The sequence below is a fragment of the Citreicella sp. C3M06 genome, assembly GCF_018860705.1.
Classification (GTDB): Bacteria; Pseudomonadota; Alphaproteobacteria; order Rhodobacterales; family Rhodobacteraceae; genus Salipiger.
On sequence record NZ_JAHKQA010000105.1, the window covers coordinates 69,821 to 87,689 of the forward strand.

Annotated in this window: 19 protein-coding genes; 8 read left to right on the forward strand and 11 right to left on the reverse strand. The window is 63.8% G+C overall.

Features of this window, described 5'->3' with window-relative positions; translation table 11 throughout:
* Positions 1-189 precede the first annotated feature (189 nt).
* The 6 genes from KO516_RS23740 to cyoA all read right to left on the reverse strand — a co-directional run bounded on the left by KO516_RS23740 (position 190) and on the right by cyoA (position 5,679).
* Positions 190-627 (reverse strand): Rrf2 family transcriptional regulator, encoded by a 438-nt coding sequence (locus KO516_RS23740; protein ID WP_216006266.1) that lies wholly within the window; start codon positions 625-627, stop codon positions 190-192.
* Between the two features lie 107 nt (positions 628-734).
* Positions 735-1,433 carry an SURF1 family protein gene (locus KO516_RS23745; protein ID WP_216006267.1) on the reverse strand — a complete coding sequence of 233 codons (699 nt, stop codon included), beginning with the start codon at positions 1,431-1,433 and terminating at the stop codon, positions 735-737.
* A gap of 68 nt (positions 1,434-1,501) precedes the next feature.
* The gene (gene cyoD / locus KO516_RS23750; protein WP_216006268.1) at positions 1,502-1,879 is read right to left on the reverse strand and encodes a cytochrome o ubiquinol oxidase subunit IV; all 378 of its coding nucleotides are present in this window, start codon (positions 1,877-1,879) and stop codon (positions 1,502-1,504) included.
* Positions 1,879-2,538, reverse strand: coding sequence for a cytochrome o ubiquinol oxidase subunit III (gene cyoC / locus KO516_RS23755; protein ID WP_216006269.1), 660 nt, complete (start codon positions 2,536-2,538; stop codon positions 1,879-1,881). The genes cyoD and cyoC overlap by 1 nt, the downstream gene beginning before the upstream one ends.
* Positions 2,535-4,523 carry a cytochrome o ubiquinol oxidase subunit I gene (gene cyoB, locus KO516_RS23760; protein ID WP_216006270.1) on the reverse strand — a complete coding sequence of 663 codons (1,989 nt, stop codon included), beginning with the start codon at positions 4,521-4,523 and terminating at the stop codon, positions 2,535-2,537. The genes cyoC and cyoB overlap by 4 nt, the downstream gene beginning before the upstream one ends.
* Positions 4,513-5,679 (reverse strand): ubiquinol oxidase subunit II, encoded by a 1,167-nt coding sequence (gene cyoA, locus KO516_RS23765; RefSeq protein WP_216006271.1) that lies wholly within the window; start codon positions 5,677-5,679, stop codon positions 4,513-4,515. Before cyoA ends, cyoB begins: the two co-directional genes overlap by 11 nt.
* Before the next feature lie 410 nt (positions 5,680-6,089).
* Here cyoA and KO516_RS23770 point away from each other — a divergent pair, with 410 nt between their 5' ends.
* Positions 6,090-6,440, forward strand: a complete 351-nt coding sequence (locus KO516_RS23770) for a DUF2794 domain-containing protein (RefSeq protein ID WP_216006272.1) — start codon at positions 6,090-6,092, stop codon at positions 6,438-6,440.
* A 15-nt stretch (positions 6,441-6,455) separates the two neighbouring features.
* Here the strand turns inward: KO516_RS23770 and speB are convergent, their stop codons facing one another.
* The 3 genes from speB to KO516_RS23785 are packed head-to-tail and all read right to left on the reverse strand — an operon-like array spanning position 6,456 to position 8,598.
* Entirely contained in the window at positions 6,456-7,424 is a 969-nt protein-coding gene (gene speB, locus KO516_RS23775; protein ID WP_216006273.1) for an agmatinase, read from the reverse strand.
* Positions 7,425-7,483: 59 nt separating this feature from the next.
* On the reverse strand, positions 7,484-8,185 hold the full coding sequence (locus KO516_RS23780; RefSeq protein ID WP_216006274.1) for a DUF599 domain-containing protein: 702 nt from the start codon (positions 8,183-8,185) through the stop codon (positions 7,484-7,486).
* Between the two features lie 2 nt (positions 8,186-8,187).
* Positions 8,188-8,598 carry a CopD family protein gene (locus KO516_RS23785; RefSeq protein WP_216006275.1) on the reverse strand — a complete coding sequence of 137 codons (411 nt, stop codon included), beginning with the start codon at positions 8,596-8,598 and terminating at the stop codon, positions 8,188-8,190.
* A gap of 142 nt (positions 8,599-8,740) precedes the next feature.
* Between KO516_RS23785 and KO516_RS23790 the strand changes: the two genes are divergently transcribed.
* The 7 genes from KO516_RS23790 to KO516_RS23820 all read left to right on the forward strand — a co-directional run bounded on the left by KO516_RS23790 (position 8,741) and on the right by KO516_RS23820 (position 15,326).
* Entirely contained in the window at positions 8,741-10,180 is a 1,440-nt protein-coding gene (locus KO516_RS23790) for an FAD-linked oxidase C-terminal domain-containing protein (protein ID WP_216006276.1), read from the forward strand.
* A gap of 75 nt (positions 10,181-10,255) precedes the next feature.
* Positions 10,256-11,335: an FAD-binding protein gene (locus KO516_RS23795; RefSeq protein ID WP_216006277.1), complete on the forward strand. Its 1,080-nt coding sequence runs from the start codon at positions 10,256-10,258 to the stop codon at positions 11,333-11,335.
* Positions 11,332-11,673 (forward strand): hypothetical protein, encoded by a 342-nt coding sequence (locus KO516_RS23800; protein WP_216006278.1) that lies wholly within the window; start codon positions 11,332-11,334, stop codon positions 11,671-11,673. Before KO516_RS23795 ends, KO516_RS23800 begins: the two co-directional genes overlap by 4 nt.
* Before the next feature lie 15 nt (positions 11,674-11,688).
* Complete coding sequence (gene glcF / locus KO516_RS23805; protein ID WP_216006279.1) at positions 11,689-13,041, forward strand: glycolate oxidase subunit GlcF; 1,353 nt, start codon at positions 11,689-11,691, stop codon at positions 13,039-13,041.
* 72 nt (positions 13,042-13,113) lie between these two features.
* Entirely contained in the window at positions 13,114-13,896 is a 783-nt protein-coding gene (locus KO516_RS23810; RefSeq protein WP_216006280.1) for a serine protease, read from the forward strand.
* Positions 13,897-13,910: 14 nt separating this feature from the next.
* Positions 13,911-14,705 (forward strand): serine protease, encoded by a 795-nt coding sequence (locus KO516_RS23815; protein ID WP_216006281.1) that lies wholly within the window; start codon positions 13,911-13,913, stop codon positions 14,703-14,705.
* 144 nt (positions 14,706-14,849) lie between these two features.
* Positions 14,850-15,326 (forward strand): Hsp20 family protein, encoded by a 477-nt coding sequence (locus tag KO516_RS23820; RefSeq protein WP_216006282.1) that lies wholly within the window; start codon positions 14,850-14,852, stop codon positions 15,324-15,326.
* 132 nt (positions 15,327-15,458) lie between these two features.
* Here KO516_RS23820 and KO516_RS23825 read toward each other — a convergent pair whose 3' ends face one another.
* Together KO516_RS23825 and KO516_RS23830 are read right to left on the reverse strand one after the other, a co-directional pair.
* A complete protein-coding gene (locus KO516_RS23825; protein ID WP_216006283.1) occupies positions 15,459-16,703 on the reverse strand; it encodes a saccharopine dehydrogenase family protein in 1,245 nt (414 codons plus the stop codon).
* Between the two features lie 48 nt (positions 16,704-16,751).
* On the reverse strand, positions 16,752-17,843 hold the full coding sequence (locus tag KO516_RS23830) for a carboxynorspermidine decarboxylase (RefSeq protein WP_216006284.1): 1,092 nt from the start codon (positions 17,841-17,843) through the stop codon (positions 16,752-16,754).
* Between the last annotated feature and the right edge of the window lie 26 nt (positions 17,844-17,869).

Sequence of the window (17,869 nt, forward strand, 5' to 3'; positions counted from 1 at the left end):
AGAATGATTCAACCGCGCAACAAAAGATCGCAGCCGCCCGCTGGCGCGGGAAGAAAAACACCTTCTCGACCCGTCAGGCGCACAATTAGATGGCGATAATTGGAAATCAGCGCTGCTTTTGTGCAACCCAAGAATGATCCGCGCCCGACCTGCGCGTCGAATTGCGCTGCTTTGATCGGGATTCGAAGGTCAGGGCGCGTGGGCGGCCCCTGCACCCAGCAGAATATCCAGCGTGCGCGGATGCGCCCCGACAGCATCGCGCAGCGTGACCCTGTCGAGATTGGCGTAGAATGCGTCCTTTGCCTCGCGCAGGGCGCGCACCAGCCCGCAAGAGCCACGCAGGATGCAACTGTCGCAATCGACCAGCGCAGCATCGCCTTCCATCTTGCGCGCGACCTGACCGACAAGGATGTCCGACGCGCAATGCGCCAGCATTACCCCGCCAGACCGGCCCCGCGTGCTTTGCAGCACACCATGATCGACAAGCTGGTTCACCACCTTCATCAGATTGCTTTGCGACACCTCATGCGCCCGGGAGATTTCCGAGATCGAAACAAGCCTGCCCTCATGGGCCGCGAGATACAGACAGACGCGCAAGGCATAGTCGGTGAATTTCGAAAGGCGCATCTGTCAGGTCCGGATATACAATCTGCTGACGGTGTAGACGATCAACCGCACAGTCAAGCTGGGCGAGGCCTTGTCAAAGGCGCGGCCCGCAAGCCGCGCCCAAAACTTCAATTTTTGTGGCGAATTTCGTGCCAGAGCAGCATGCCGTAACCGCCGATCACCATCAGCGCGAGCGCGTACCAAGTGATGGCGTAGCTCAGGTGCGAATTGCGGAACGACACCACGGTCTGCCCGCCGCGCGGCCAGCTGTTGGCTGTCAGCTCTTCGTCGATGAAATACGGTGCGGCCCGCTCAAAGCCCTTGGCCTGCGTGATCGAGCCGATGTCGCGGCGATACCAGAGCTGTTCGTCCGGGTTGCTCTCGCGCGAGAACAGCCAGCCGTCGGCTTCCGAGATGCGCAGCAGGCCGGTGACGGTGGTCTCGCCATCGATGTGGTCGAAATCGGCGATATCGCCGTTGTGCTGGGGCACGATGCCCCGGTTGATCATCACGATGCTGCCGTCGGCGCGTTGCAGCGGGGTCAGCACCCAGTAGGCCGGGCCGAAATCGGACGGCGTATAGACCAGCACCTCGTCATCGTTGAGATAGCTGCCGGTCACGCTCACCCGGCGGTATTCGTCGGCATCGCGCGCCACGGGCGCATCGAAGGCCGGGGCGGGCACCGGATCGGCGTGGATGCGCGCGTCGACCCGCTCGATCAGATCAAGCTTCCACGCGAGGCGCTGAACCTGCCATGTCCCGAGCGCGGCGAAACAGGCCAGCAACACGGCGGCCAGAAGCGATACGATGATGAGGCGGAGGGTCATCTTGCTGAGGTCCTCGAAACAAAGCCGGGGCCGCGAACGGCCCCGGCGAATGACGTGCGGAAAAGAAGTCAGCCCTGCTGGGACTGAAGGCTCTTCATCTGTTCGATCTGCTGATCCATCTCGTGCATCGGCATCATGTTCTCGTTCATGTTGTGCATGACCCAGAGCGAGCCAGCCAGAACGATCACAAGGATCACCACCGAGAAGATCGTGGCGGACAGGGTCCAGCCTTCCTCGGCCGATTTGTTGACGTGCAGGAAGAACACCAGATGCACGATGATCTGCACCGCGCCAAGGCCCATGATCCAAGCGATCAGGGTGGTGCGTGGCAGGTCGACTTCGGCCATGATCAGGTAGAACGGGATGATGGTCAGGATCGCGGCGAGCGCGAAGCCGATCATCAGTTGGCCCATGGTGCCGTGCGAATGTGCGGTATGATCAGCCATCAGACGAGCCTCACGAGATAGACAAACGAGAACACCCCGATCCAGATCAGATCAAGGAAGTGCCAGAACATCGACAGCGTCCCCAGACGCTGCATGTTGGCCGGGATCAGGCCGTGCATCTTGATCTGCGCCATCAGCGTGAACAGCCACACCAGACCAAAGGTCACGTGCAGACCGTGCGTGCCCACCAGCGCAAAGAACGCCGACAGGAAGGCCGAGCGGTCAGGCCCCGCCCCGAGGTGGATGAGGTGGTTGAATTCATACACCTCCATCGCGATGAAGCCGATGCCGAACAGCGCGGTGACGCCAAGCCACATCAGCGCGCCGTCCACCTTCTGCTTGTCGGCCTGCAGCATGGCGAGACCGAAGGTGACCGACGAGAACAGCAGCAGCGCCGTTTCCATCGCCACGAACCCCGGCTCGAACAGGTCTATCGGCGCCGGTCCGCCGGCATAGCTGTAGCCCAGCACGGCATAGGTGGCGAACAGCGCGCCAAAGATGATGCAGTCGCTCATCAGGTAGATCCAGAACCCGATGGGAGTCGGGCTGTGGTGCTGATGGTCGGTCTCATGGCCGCTGGTGGGCCTTGCGTGGTGCATCGGCTCGTCGGCCAGAGGCTCGACGATCGACTTGCCCGCCGAAGAGGTCACGGTGCTCATGTGAGGGCTCCTTTCGCTTCGGTCTGACGCACTTCATCCACGGGGATGTAGTAGTCGCGGTGGTAGTTGAAGGTATGCGCGATGCCGACGGCGATCATCGCCACAAAGGTCAGGATCGCCAGCCACCAGATGTACCAGACCATGGCAAAGCCGAAGACAAACGCGATACCGGCGATGACGACGCCCGTGGCGGTGTCCTTGGGCATGTGGATCGGCGCATAGTCGGTCGACCATTTGAAGCCGGCCTTCTTCATGTGCCAGAACGCTTCGCGTCCGGTGACATTCAGCTCCTGCGGAAAGTTGTACTGCTGCGGCGGGGACTGGGTCGCCCATTCCAGCGTACGCGCATCCCAAGGATCGTTGCCGCAGGCAAGCTTCTTGCGGTTCATGATCGACACGGCAAAGCACATGAAGGTCGACAGGATGCCGAACAGGATGATCAGCGCACCGATGCCGGCGATGATGAAATACGGCTGCCAGCCCGCGTCAGGGTAGCTGTTCATCCGGCGGGTGACGCCCATCAGGCCAAGCGCGTAAAGCGGCATGAAGGCAACGTAGAAGCCGATGAACCAGCCCCAGAAGGCGCGCTTGCCCCATTTCTCGTCGAGCTGGAAGCCAAAGGCTTTCGGCCACCAGTAGGTCACGCCCGCATAGATCGCGAACACCACGCCGCCGATGATGACGTTGTGGAAGTGGGCGATGAGGAACAGCGTGTTGTGCAGCTGGAAGTCGACGGGCGGGATGGCCAGCATCACGCCGGTCATGCCGCCGATGGTGAAGGTCACGAGGAAGCCGATCACCCAGAGCATCGGCACTTCAAGCCGCACGCGGCCCTTGTACATGGTGAACAGCCAGTTGAAGATCTTCACCCCCGTCGGCACCGAGATGATCATCGTGGTTATGCCAAAGAAGGTGTTGACGCTTGCGCCCGACCCCATGGTGAAGAAGTGGTGCAGCCACACGATAAAGGACAGCACCATGATGCAGGCGGTCGCCCAGACCATCGTGCGGTAGCCAAAGATCGGCTTGCCCGAGAAGGTCGACACGATTTCCGAGATGATGCCAAAGCAGGGAATGATCAGGATGTAGACCTCGGGGTGCCCCCAGATCCAAATCAGGTTCACATACATCATGGCGTTGCCGCCAAAGTCGTTGGTGAAGAAGTGGAAGCCAAGGTAGCGGTCCAGCGTCAGCAGCGCCAGCGTGGCCGTCAGCACCGGGAAGGCGGCGACGATCAGCACGTTGGTGATCAGCGCCGTCCAGGTAAAGATCGGCATGTCGAACATCTTCATCCCCGGCGCGCGCATCTTGAGGATGGTCGCGATGAGGTTGATGCCCGACAGCGTGGTGCCCACGCCCGCGATCTGTAGCGCCCAGAGATAGTAATCCATCCCCGGCCCGGTCGAGTAATTCGCCCCCGACAGCGGCGGAAACGCCAGCCAGCCGACGCGCGCGAATTCACCGATGAACAGCGAGACGTTGATCAGCAGCGCGCCCGACACCGTCATCCAGAACGAGAAATTGTTCAGGAACGGGAAGGCCACGTCGCGGGCACCGATCTGAAGCGGCATGACATAGTTCATCACACCGGTCACGAAAGGCATCGCCACGAAGAAGATCATGATGACGCCATGCGCGGTGAACACCTGATCGTAGTGGTGCGGCGGCAGCCAGCCTTCGTTGCCACCGGCGGCCATGGCCTGCTGGCCGCGCATCATCAGCGCGTCGGCAAAGCCGCGCACCATCATGATGAAGCCAAGCACCATGTACATGATGCCGATCTTCTTGTGGTCGATGCTGACCACCCAGTTGTTCCAGAGCGGCGCCCACAGCTTGAAGTAGGTCATCAGCGCAAGGAAGATCAGCCCCCCCAGTGCAACGCCGGCGAAGGTGCCGATCAGGATCGGTTCGTGGATCGGGATCCAGTCAAGCGTCAGACGCCCGAAGATCGGCGAGAAGGTTTCTGCTGGTTGCTCAGATGCCATTCGTCTGTGCCTCCGTCTGGGCCCCGAGGGGGCTGCAAAGTGCGTTGGAATCAAGCGCCAGAACATAGTTCCGGGTTTCGGTTGTGTTCAGCGCCTCGTGGTCGCTGCCGTGCTCGGCATCGTGGCCATCATGGCCATCGTGACCGGCGCCGTGGGCACCGTGGCCTTCCAGCGGCGGCAGTTCGACAAGGTTGCCAAAGCCGTCGATGGTGCGGGCGCGGTCGTGGCTGTAGGCCGCCGCATCGGGAATGCCCGCAAGGCCGCCGCCGCCCATCTTGTCCTGCATCATCATGTGGCCCATGCAGACCTTGCCCTCTTCGACGCACAGCTCGACGATCCGGCCGAACAGACCGTCCTCAACCCTGCCGTAATATTGCACCGGCGCGTTCATGGTCGGCTTTTCCAGCTCGAGATAGCTGGCGCGGGTCAGCGCTTCGCCGCCGTCGCGGCGCTCGGCAACCCATGTGTCGAACTCGGCGTTGCTCATGGCCAGCGTGTCAAAGATCATGCCCGCAAAACCCGGCCCCGAGTAATGCGCAGACCGCCCCGCATAGGTGCCCTGCTGACCGGCGATAAGGTTCAGCTTGGTTTCCATGCCGGCCATCGAATAGACCATGCCGCCCAGCGCGGGGATCGACAGGGTGTTCATCACGGTCGAGGAGGTCAGCGAGAATTCCACCGGACGCCCGGCCGGGATCGCCAGTTCATTGACCGAAGCGACGCCGTAATCGGGGTAGATGAACAGCCATTTCCAATCGAGCGACACCGCCTGCACGCGCAGCGGCTCTTGCTCGGAAACCTCGGTGGGCAGAGCGGCATAGGGGTCAAGCCGGTGCGTATAGACCCAAGTGTACCAGCCCAGCGCGATGATGATCAGGATCGGAACGCCCCAGACCACCGCTTCAAGCTTGTTGGAATGTTCGAAATCGGGATCGTAATCCGAGATGTCCTCGCGGTCGGCGCGATACTTGAGCGGGAACCAGACCGCCATGATCAACACGGGAACGATCACGATCAGCATGAGGAGAGTGGAGATGATCAGCAGGTCGCGCTGCTGCTCACCAACCCAGCCGTGCGGAAAGAGCACGTCATACTGGCACCCGGACAGCGCCAAGGCGCCCAGTGCCGCCAGTAGCGGTTTTTTGATAGCAAACAATGTTTCGGCCTCTTGTTAGTCCGGGAACGCCGCCAGCAAGGGGGAGGAGCAGGCAGTCCGGAGCAAGGGTTGCAGGCGTCAATTAGCCCCGCCGCGCCAAGGTAGCGCTGCGACGGATCGCCACATCTGGCGCCAAAGGTGAAAAACTCACGCAGGCTTGAAAAAAGATGCCCTCAACGTGCACCTTCTGCGACAATTTGCGCTGTTCGCACGCGTTTAAAGGCCCGCCGCGATCACGCTGTTTTGCTCTGGTTTGGCGCTGGCGGTTGCTCACGGCCTTTGGAAAGGGCGACTCGGCCTGCCCCGCACTGCCCCGCTCTTGATCCCGATCATGGACAACCCCATGCAATTGCCCGCCCGCCGCGCAGCTTGGGCTTGATTTGTGTGCCAACCGGGCGCAGCTTCATAGGATGAACAGCCTCACCCCCTTTCCGGGTCGGGGCGCGGCCTCGCCAGAGGTCGTCGCCTTCCAGAGACCCGAGCTGAATATCATCCTGTCACTGTATGGCCGCATGGTCGCCGCCGGAGAATGGCGCGATTACGGGATTTCCTCGCTGAAGGATCGCGCGGTGTTCGCGGTGTTCCGGCGCACCGCCGAAAACCCGATGTACCGGATCGAGAAACACCCCAAGCTGCGCGGCAAGCAAGGCATGTACGCGGTGTTTGGCCCCGAGGGGCAGGTGCTCAAGCGCGGGCAGGATCTGCGGACCGTGCTGCGCGTGCTGGAACGCAAGCTGATCCGGGCGGTCGACAACGACTGACCGCCCGGCGCTGTCTTACTTGCCCGCCGAATTGCCCGCCATGACGCAGAGCAGCTCGAACATGATGGTCACGCCCAGAAAGGCGGTGCCGCCCGTCTGGTCAAAGGGCGGCGACACCTCGACCATATCCGCACCGACGATGTTCAGCCCGGCAAGTTCGCGCACGACCTGAATCGCCTGATAGCTGTTCGGCCCGCCGATCTCGGGGGTGCCGGTGCCGGGGGCAAAGGTCGGGTCGACGAAGTCGATGTCATAGCTGACATAGGTCGGCGCGGTGCCGACGATCTCGCGGGCCTCGACCATGACATCGGCGACGCCGCGGGCGTGGAATTCCTCGATCGGGATGATGCGGATACCGTTGGCGGCGGCGAAATCGCGATCTTCGGTGTCATACATGCTGCCGCGAATGCCGATCTGCACCACCCGCTTCGGGTCCAGCAGCCCTTCTTCGACGGCGCGGCGGAACGGCGTGCCGTGGGTGTAAAGCTGGCCGCCGAAATAGCTGTGCCACAGGTCGGTGTGGCTGTCGAAATGCACCATGCCCAGCGCATCGTCGCGCGCCACCGATCGCAGCACCGGCAGCGAGGTCAGATGGTCGCCCCCCGCCGTCAGCGGCCGGATGCCGGCCCGCTTCATCTTGTTGTAGAAGGCGGTGATGCGTTCCATGCTGTCGAGAATATCGACCGGGTTCGGCCCGACATCGCCCAGATCGGCGCAGGCGACGGTTTCGAACGGGCGCATCCCGGTCACCGCATGCTGGGCGCGGATCATCGTCGAGGCGTCGCGCAGCTGTCGCGGGCCATGGCGCGGGCCGGGACGGTTGGTGGTGCCGCTGTCCCATGGCACGCCCACAAGGCCGATATCGACCTCGGCAAAACGGTCGTGATCGGGCTGCACCAGCGGCAGGCGCATAAAGGTCGGGATGCCGGCAAAGCGCGGCAGATCCATGCCGGAAACGGGGTGGAAGAAGGGATCAGTGGTCATGGTGTCCTCGTGAGTGATTATGTGCACGCAAATGCTTCACCTGGGGATTTGCAAGCCTTTCAGAGCTTGGGCTCATCCTGCATCAGGATCTCGCGCGATTGCGAGGCGAATTCCCGGCGCAGGATCACCGGCAGGGTGACCCCGGTGGCCAGCACCAGCGCCTCGGCCCCCAGCAGCCACGCGGCGCTGGCGATGCCGAAATAGACCGAGCGCAGGCCCCGGTTGTAGCTGCGCGCGGCAAAGATGTTGATCTCGGCGGCCTTGGCAGCGCGCAGATAGGCCAAGTCCGACGCGTCGTTGGGCACCGAGCCCATCATCACCGAGCAATAGCCGAACAGCCGGTTCGACCAGACGAATTTCAAGAAGGCGTTGGCGGCGAACAGCAAGGTCAGGAACAGCTTGACCTCCCAGACGATCACCGGCGCGTCGGCATCGGCGAAATCCCCCGCCACGCCCCGCAAGCGGTCGGCATCGCCCAGAAGCGCGAACAGCCCCGATATGGCGATCATCGCCGCCGAGGCAAAGAACGCCGTGCTTTGCCGCAGCGAGCCGACGATCTGGCTGTCGAAGATGCGCGGCTGGCGAGTGACGAAATGCACCATCCATGCCCGCCGGTAGCGCGTCATCAGCTTGGACACCGACGGTCGCGATTTCGGCGGGTGCTCGATGATCCGCGACGAGCCGAGCCATGCCAGCACCAGCAGCGCCACGGCGATCCCGTCCAGCACCGAGAAATACGACAGGCGGATAACCCAGTCCATGCTCAGAACGGCTTGGCGACGACGACCCAGAGGATCGCGATCACGCCAAGGACGCTGACCTCGTTGAAGATCCGCAGGAACAGATCGGAGTCGGGAAAGACCCCCTTGCGCGCCTGCATCACCAGGCGACCTGTCCAGCCGTAATGCAGCGCCAGCAACAGCACGAGCCCGATCTTGAGATGCACCCAAGGTGCCCAAGACCAGAAATCGGCCAGCACCAGCCCGGTGATCACCGCGATCACCGCCAGCCCTGCCGAAAAGCGATACAGCCGCACCGTCAGATCGCCCAGCGGGCCAAACGCCTGTAGCCGGGTGTATTCGCGCTTCCAGTAGATCAGCGCGCGCGGCACCGCGAAGATGGAGGTCATCCACCCCATCACGCAAAGAAGATGTATGATCTTGACCCAATCCATGGGCCCTTGATGGCCGGGGTTATGCGCCTGCGCAAGGGGCGTCACGGCGCGGAGCGCGGAAAAGTTCTTTCCGAGCATGGCCAAATTGGTTACAAGACTTTACCAATACTGGCGCCACTCACGGCGAAGGAGGATCCACCCGATGCAGATGCCGGACCCGAGCAAGCGCATATTGTCGCTGAAGGCCGAGATCGTCTCGCGATTGCGGCAGGTGCTTCCGCCCGATGCGGTGATCGACGATCCCGTCGAGACCCGCGCCTATGAATGCGACGCGCTGGTGGCATATCGCTGCCCGCCGCTTTGTGCCGTGCTGCCATCGTCGACCGAAGAGGTCTCGGCGGTGCTGGCGCTATGCCACGAGATGGGCGTGCCGGTGGTGCCGCGCGGCTCGGGCACCTCGCTGGCTGGCGGCGCACTGCCGACGGCGGATTGCGTGATCCTTGGGGTGGCGCGAATGAACGAGGTGCTGGAAACCGATTACGACAACCGTTTTATCCGGGTGCAGACCGGGCGCACCAACCTGTCGGTCACCGGCGCGATGGAAGAGCATGATTTCTTTTACGCGCCCGACCCGTCCTCGCAGCTGGCCTGCGCCATCGCCGGCAATATAGCGATGAACTCTGGCGGGGCGCATTGCCTGAAATACGGCGTGACGACCAACAACCTGCTGGGCGTGACCATGGTGCTGATGGATGGCACGGTGATCGAGCTGGGCGGGGCGCATCTGGATGCGGGCGGGCTGGACCTGCTGGGGGTGGTCTGCGGTTCCGAAGGCCAGCTAGGCGTGGTGACCGAGGCGACCCTGCGCATCCTGCGCAAGCCCGAGGGCGCTCGGCCGGTGCTGATGGGCTTTGACTCGAACGAGGTCGCCGGGGAATGCGTGTCGGACATCATCAAGGCGGGCGTGCTGCCGGTGGCGATCGAATTCATGGACCGCCCCTGCATCGTCGCCTGCGAGGCCTTTGCCAAGGCAGGATACCCCGATTGCGAGGCGCTGCTGATCGTCGAGGTCGAAGGCTCGGATGCCGAGATCGACGAGCAGCTTGGCCTGATCCTGCAGATCGCGCGGCGGCACAACCCGGTCGAGCTGCGCGAGGCAAAGGACGCCGAAGAGGCCGGGCGCATCTGGCTGGGCCGCAAGAGCGCCTTTGGCGCGATGGGGCAGATCAACGATTACATGTGCCTTGACGGTACGATCCCCGTGTCCGAACTGCCGCGCGTGTTGCGCCGGATCGGCGAGCTGTCGGCGGAATACGGGCTGAAGGTCGCCAATGTGTTCCACGCCGGGGATGGCAACATGCACCCGCTGATCCTGTTCAACGCCAATCAGGACGGGCAGCTCGAGCTGTGCGAGCAGCTTGGCGCCGAGATCCTCAAACTGTGCGTCGAGGTGGGCGGCTGCCTGACCGGCGAGCACGGCGTGGGCATCGAAAAGCGCGACCTGATGGGCGTGCAATATCGCCCCGACGACCTTGAGGCGCAGATGGCGGTGAAGGATGTGTTCGATCCGAAGTGGTTGCTGAACCCGGCGAAGGTTTTTCCGCTGGCGGCCAGCAAAGCGCGCCGGATCGCGGCGGAGTGATTGCGGCGCGGCGGGAGGGGGGGGCGCTGCCCCCCGCCTACGGCTCCCCCCGGGATATTTGAGGCCAGAAGAAACATGAGACCATCGAGTGAAGACGAACTGGCCGGGATGATTGCCTCGGCGGGTGGGCCTGTGCGGATCTGCGGCGGCGGCACGCGCGGGTTGAGCGGCGCAGGCGAGGTTCTGCAGACCGGCGGGATGTCGGGCATCGTCTTGCACGAGCCGGGGGCGCTGACCCTGGTGGCGAAGGCGGGTACGCCGCTGGCAGAGGTGGAAGCGGTGCTTGAGGGCGCGGGTCAACGCCTGCCGTTCGAGCCGATGGATGCGCGCGGCCTGCTTGAGAGCGATGGCGTTCCCACCGTTGGCGGCATGGCAGCGGCCAATGTTTCGGGGCCGCGGCGCATTCAGGCGGGGGCCTGCCGGGATTACATGCTAGGCGTGCGGTTTGTCGATGGCGCGGGGCGCGTGGTGTCCAATGGCGGGCGGGTGATGAAGAATGTCACCGGCTATGATCTTGTGAAGCTGATGGCGGGCAGTTTCGGCACGCTCGGGGTGTTGACCGAGGTGGCATTCAAGGTGCTACCCAAGCCCGCCGCGCAGGCGATGCTGGTGCTTGAGGGGCTTTCGGTGGCCGAGGCGGTGGCGGCGATGTCGCGAGCGCTTGGCTCGGCGTTCGATGTGACCGGGGCGGCCCATGATCCGCTGGCCGGGCGGACCTTGCTGCGCATCGAGGGCTTCGAGCGCAGCGTTGGCTATCGCGCCGAGCGGCTGCAGGCATTGCTGGCGGGGTGGATCGAGCGTGACGTAGTGGCGGTTGAAGAGGCTTGGCGCAGCATTCGTGACGTTGCGCCGTTTCATGGCCGCGCCGGCGATGTCTGGCGGATTTCGTGCAAGCCGTCGGATGCGCCCGAGGTGGCGGCGCGGCTGGGCGGCGATCTGCTGCTGGATTGGGGTGGCGGGCTGGTCTGGGCGTTGCTGCCCACCGGAACCGATGCCCGTGCAGCGCTGGCCGGGATCGGCGGCCATGCCACGCTGGTGCGCGGCGCGTCGCAACCACGTTTTGCGCCGCAGCCGGAGGCCGTTGCGGCGATTGCCAAGGGGCTGCGGGCGCGGTTCGACCCGAGGGGCATTCTCAACCCCGGTCTCATGGCATGAGCGCTCCGGCCCTCGCGGTTTTTGTGACCTGTTTCGTGGCCGGGCCGCTGCTGTTTGCGCTGTTGCTGCAATACGGCAACTCGTTGCGCGTGCTTTTGTCATTGGCGCTGGCCACGGTGGCCAGCGTGGTGGCGGCGCTGCTGATGCAGGCTGGCGGCTGGATGCTGAGCGCGCTGGCCATGCTGTGGCTGGCCTGGGTTCTGGCGGTGGCGCTGCTGGCGGTGACCACGCGGCGCAGGCTGGGCACGGCGCGGCAGCGCTGGACCATGATCATTGGCCTGCTGGCCACCACCCTTCCCTGGTTCGGGCTCGCCACCGCCCGCAGCCTTGTTCCCTGACCAGAGGTTCGCGACATGCAGACCACCTTTACCGACGCGCAACTGGCCGACCCCGGCACCGCCCGCGCCAACGAGATCCTGCGCGCTTGTGTGCATTGCGGCTTTTGCACCGCCACCTGCCCGACCTATCAGGTGCTCGGAGACGAGCTGGATTCGCCGCGGGGCCGTATCTACCTGATCAAGGACATGCTCGAGAATGATCGCAAGCCAGATGCGCGCACCGTCAAGCACATCGACCGCTGCCTGAGCTGTCTTGCCTGCATGACCACCTGCCCGTCGGGGGTGCATTACATGCATCTTGTCGACCACGCCCGCGCCTATATCGAAAAGCGCTACAAGCGGCCGTTTTCCGACCGGGCGCTGCGCTGGCTGCTGGCGCGGATCATCCCCTACCCCGGGCGGTTCCGGCTGGCGCTGCTGGGCGCCAAGGTCGGGCGGCCCCTTGCCCGGTTCCTGCCTGATCCACGGCTGCGCGCCATGCTTGAAATGGCGCCCAAGCGCATCCCGCCGGTGTCGCGCAATGACGACCCGCAAAGCTTTGCACCCCAAACCGCGCCGAAGATGCGCGTTGCGCTGATGACCGGCTGTGCGCAAAAGGCGCTGAACACCGACATCAACGATGCAACCATCCGCCTGCTGCGCCGTCTGGGCTGCGAGGTGGTGGTGGCCAAGGGCGCGGGCTGTTGCGGCGCGCTGACCCATCACATGGGGCGCGAGGCCGAAAGCCACGCCTCTGCCGCCGCCAACATCCGCGCATGGATGGCCGAGAAGGCTGGCAAGGGGCTGGATGCCATCGTCATCAACACCTCGGGCTGCGGCACCACCGTCAAGGATTACGGCCATATGTTCCGCACCGAGGCCTTGGCGGAAGAGGCGGCGCAGGTCTCGGCGCTGGCCTGTGACATTTCGGAACTGCTGGCAAAGCTGATGCCAGAGGCCCCGGCGGCGCCCCGCAATCTGGCCCGCGACGAGATCGCCGGGATCAACATTGCGCCCGAGCGGCCGACAACGGGCGCCATCCGCGTCGCCTATCACGCCGCCTGTTCGCTTCAACACGGGCAGAAGATCAAGGATCACCCCAAGGCGCTGCTGCGCGCCGCCGGGTTCGAGGTGGTCGAGCCCGCCGACAGCCACCTGTGCTGCGGCAGCGCCGGAACCTACAACCTGCTGCAACCCGAGATTTCGGGACAGCTCAAGGCGCGCAAGCTGCGCACGCTGGAGGCCAAGGCCCCCGACATCATCGCCGCTGGAAACATCGGCTGCATGATGCAGATCGGGTCGGGCACAGCCGTGCCGGTGGTGCATACGGTCGAACTGCTCGACTGGGCGACGGGGGGGCCCAAGCCGCGCGCGCTTGTGAACGACTGACGCAGCCTTGCAACGCACCGCCGCAATTTCGCCATATCAGCCCACTATTCAAGCGCGCGATCGGGGGATTCCATGCGGCGACTTCTGTTCTTATTGCTGGCGGCGTGCCTGCCTGTGGCGGCATCCGCCGATGGCGGGCTGTTCTCGATGGGCAGCCGCGAGGACGGGCGCGCATGGGAGGCCGTTGGCCGACTAGAGCTGGCCAGCAAGGCATTCTGTACCGGCGCGCTGATCGCGCCGGATCTGGTGCTGACCGCCGCGCATTGCCTGTATGACGTGACAACCGGCGCGCCGGTTCCGGTGGACCAGATCCAGTTTCTGGCAGGCTGGCGCAGCGGGCGGGCCGCCGCCTATCGGCGGGTGCGCCGCGCCGTCGCCCATCCCGACTATGTGTATGACGCCAGCGAAAAGACCGAACGGGTGCGTCACGATCTTGCGCTGATCGAACTGCAGCTGCCGATCCGCAATACCACGATCACCCCGTTCGGGCTGGCCCCGGCCCCGTCGAAAGGTGCGGATCTCAGCGTTGTGTCCTATGCGCATGACCGCTCCGAAGCGCCGTCGCTGCAAGGTCTCTGTCAGGTGCTGGCAAAGGAGGCGCAGATGCTCGTGCTGTCCTGCCCTGTGGATTTCGGCAGTTCCGGCTCGCCGGTGTTCGCCTTCGTCGACGGCGAGCCGCGCATCGTGTCGGTGATCTCGGCCAAGGCGCGGGCGTTGGGGCGCGAGGTGTCGCTTGGCACCGAGCTGGCCGGCTCTCTGAACGTCTTGTACGAGGAGCTGAGCCTTGATTCGGTGCGATTGTCGCTGGATGCAGGGGTGCGCCGGGAAACGGGGGCAAAATTCATAACGCCCTGAGATCTCTGGCGCTGATGCTGGCGCTTTCTGCCTCTGGCGCGCAGGCGCAGCAGGGCGCGGTGTTCGATGTGCTCGACAGTCGCGGCGCGCTGCTGGGCTGGGAAGGCGTCGGGCGGTTGGATCTTGGCGGCGGGTTTTGCAGCGGGGCGCTGATTTCGCCCGATACGGTGCTGACCGCGGCGCATTGCGTCTATGAAACCGATACTGGCACACCGCGTGACAGCGGCCGCATGGTGTTTCGCGCCGGCTATCATCGGGGCCAGCAGATCGCCGCGCGGCGGGTGCTGCGCTGGGTGGTGCCAGACCGTTACGCTGCGCTTATGGCGGCAAGGGGCCGCGCGACCAGCGCCGAGGCCGTCGCGTCTGACGTGGCGCTGCTGCGACTAGACAGCCCGCTGTCGAGCGCCGAGGCTGACGCCTTTCGCATTCACGTTGCCGCAGATCCCGGAACATCGCTGTCGGTCGCCTCTTATGGCCGGGGCCGCGAAGAGGTGCTGTCGCGCCAGCGCGACTGCGCGCTGACGCGAGAGTATCAGGACGGCATTCTGGGATTTGACTGCGACGTGACCTTCGGCTCGTCCGGCGCGCCAGTGTTCGTGCGCGAAAACGGGCGGCTGCGCATCCTGTCGGTGGTCTCGTCGATCACCGGCAGCGGCGAGGCCTACGGGCCCAGCCTGCCCGCGCTGGTATCGGGCCTGTCGGCACGACTGAGCCGGGAGGGCAGCCGCCCTCCGGTCAGCGCCGGCGCCCGGCGGATCACCGTGGGCAGTGATCGGTCCGGCATGACAGCGCGTTTCGTGACGCCGTGACGCTAGCAGGGTCTTGAAACCCCGATTTCCCGTTCCCAGATTTGCCTGACCGGGGTGCCGATGATCGGGCCCCGGCTCACTCAGTCGCCTGTCCCTGAAGGGAAGGCGCATCACACCATGGTTTCGCTTTACGGAGGATACCCCATGCGTCATTTTGATTTCGCCCCGCTCTACCGCGCCACCGTCGGTTTCGATCAGATCGCCGATCTGATGGATCGCACCCTTGCCAGCGACGCGCCGCAGGCCAGCTACCCGCCCTACAACATCGAAAAGACCACCGAGGATGCGTGGCGGATCTCGATCGCCGTGGCGGGCTTTGCCGACAGCGACCTGTCGGTCGAGTTGAAGGAACAGCAGCTGGTGGTTTCGGCCCGCAAGGCCGAGGAAGATGAGGGCAAGACCTACCTGCATCGTGGCATCGCCACCCGCGCCTTCGAGCGCCGCTTCACCCTTGCCGACCATGTGCGTGTCACCGGTGCCGTGCATGAGCACGGCATGCTGCACATCGACCTCAAGCGCGAGATCCCCGAAGCGCTGAAACCGCGCCGGATCGAGATCGCCCAGGCCTCCAGCCATCCGGCGATTGCGCAGGATGTGGTGGACGGCCCGTCGGTGAACTGAGCCATGCAGGTCTGAGAATTGGAAAGCCCCGGCATTGGCCGGGGCTTTTTGCTATTTGTGAGGTTGGCCGGGGGCCAGCCCCGGACCCCCGGGATATTTTCAGCCAGAAGAAGCCCGGGCGCGGCGCCTCTGTCAGCCGGTGTAGTCGGTCCAGGCCATGTCTTGGCCCTTGAGGCCACCCTTGATGACACGGGTCGGCAGGCCAATGCGATCAAGCAGGGTGAAGAAGGGCTTGGGGTCGAGTTCCTCGACGTTCTTCATGGTCTTGGCGTCCCATTCGCCGGTCGCGACGAGCATGGCGGCGGCGACCGGGGGCACGCCGGCGGTGTAGGAGATGCCTTGGCTGCCGACTTCGGTGTAGGCATCCTTGTGGTCCGCAACGTTGTAGACGAAGAGTTCGATGTCCTTGCCGTCTTTGGTGCCTTTGACCAGATCGCCGATGCAGGTCTTGCCGGTGTAGTCGGGCGCGAGGCTGGCCGGGTCCGGCAGGCAGGCCTTGACCAGCTTGAGCGGCACGACCTCTTGCCCTTCGGCGGTGGTGACCGGCTTTTCGGACAGCAGACCGATATTCTTCAGCACGGTGAAGACGTTGATATAGTGATCGCCGAAGCCCATCCAGAAGCGCACATCCGCCTGAGGGTAGTTGGTGGCAAGGCTGTGCACCTCGTCATGGCCGGATTGGTAGGCCTTGGACGGGCCGACGACGGGCAGATCCCATTCATGGCCCGACGCGAACATCGAGGTTTCCTTCCACTGCTGGTCTTCCCAGTAGTAGACCGTACCGGTGAATTCACGGAAGTTGATCTCGGGGTCGAAATTGGTGGCAAAATACTTGCCGTGGCTGCCGGCGTTGATATCGACGATGTCGATGCTTTTGACCTCGTCCATCTGGTCGATGGCAAAGCGCGCATAGGCATTGACCACGCCCGGATCGAACCCGGCACCGAGGATCGCGGTCACGCCCTTTTCGGCGCAGCTCTCGCGGCGCTTCCATTCGTAATTGGCGTACCAGGGCGGGGTTTCGCAGATCTTTTCCGGCTCTTCATGGATGGCGGTGTCGATGTAGGCGGCACCGGTGTCGATGCAGGCATCCAGCACGTGCATGTTCACGAAGGCAGTGCCAACGTTGATGACGATCTGGGCACCGGTGTCGCGGATCAGCTGCGCGACCTCCGGGGTCTGCGTGGCATCGACCGCATAGGCGGTAAAGGCACAGTCATGACCCTTGGCGCGCACCGATGCGATGATCGCCTCGCATTTGGACTTGGTGCGACTGGCGATGTGCAACTCGCCCAGCACATCGGCGTTCTGGGCGCATTTATGCGCGACCACTTGGGCGACGCCGCCGGCGCCGATGATGAGAACGTTCTTCTTCAAGTCAGAACCCCCTTGGATGATGAGGCGCCGTTTGCGGGCGCAGGCAGATCACGACAGGGCAGCCGCGAAATCGTCGTAGGTGAAAGCTTTCACAAGCCGTTCGGTCCCGTCCAGCTCGCGGATGGCGATGGATGGCATCTGCACCCCGTTGAACCAGTTTTTCTTGACCATGGTATAGCCGGCGGCATCCTGGATGGAGAGCCGGTCGCCTGGCTGCAACGCCTTGGGAAAGCGGAATTCGCCGAAGATGTCGCCCGCAAGGCAGGATTTGCCGCAGATCATCCATTCCAGATCGCCATCCTCGAGCATCTTGGCGCTTTCGCGGTAGATGAGCAGGTCGAGCATATGCGCCTCGATCGAGCTGTCGACGATGGCGAGGTTCTTGCCGTTGTAAAGCGTGTCCAGAACGCTGACCTCGAGCGTGGTGGAGTTGGTGATCGCCGCCTCGCCGGGCTCGAGATAGACCTGCACCTCGTTTTCGCCTGCAAAGCGTTTCAGCCGCTCGGCCAGGGCGTCCAACGGATAATCCGCGCCGGTGAAATGGATGCCGCCGCCAAGGCTGATCCAGTCCATGCGACGGATCAGATGGCCAAAGCGCTGCTCGATCATGCCGAGCAGCGCGTCGAAACGGGTGAAATCGGCATTCTCGCAATTGTTGTGGAACATGAACCCGCTGATGAAATCGGCGACAGGCTCGATATCCTCAGGCGCGTGCTCGCCCAGCCGCGAGAACGGCCGTGCCGGGTCGGCAAGATCGAAGCCGGAGGTCGAAACACCGGGATTCACGCGCAGGCCGCGTGTGTGATCACGGCTGATCTCTTCGAAATTTGCCAATTGCTGAGCGGTGTTGAAGATGACCTTGTCGGAAGACGCCAGCACCTCATTGATCTCATGGGCCGCCCAAGCAACGGAATAGGCATGGGTTTCGCCGGGGAATTTCTCGCGCCCCAGCTTGACCTCGAACAGCGAAGATGAGGTGGTGCCGTCCATGTACTCGGCCATCATGTCGAAAACCGACCAGGTCGCAAAGCATTTCAACGCCAGCAGCGCCTTGGCACCGGACTGCTCGCGCAGCCGGGCGATCTTCTCCATGTTCGGAAGAAGTCGGGACTTGTCGATCAGGTAATAGGGCGTCTGCATGCGCGTCGGGCCTCGTTTGGGGTCGG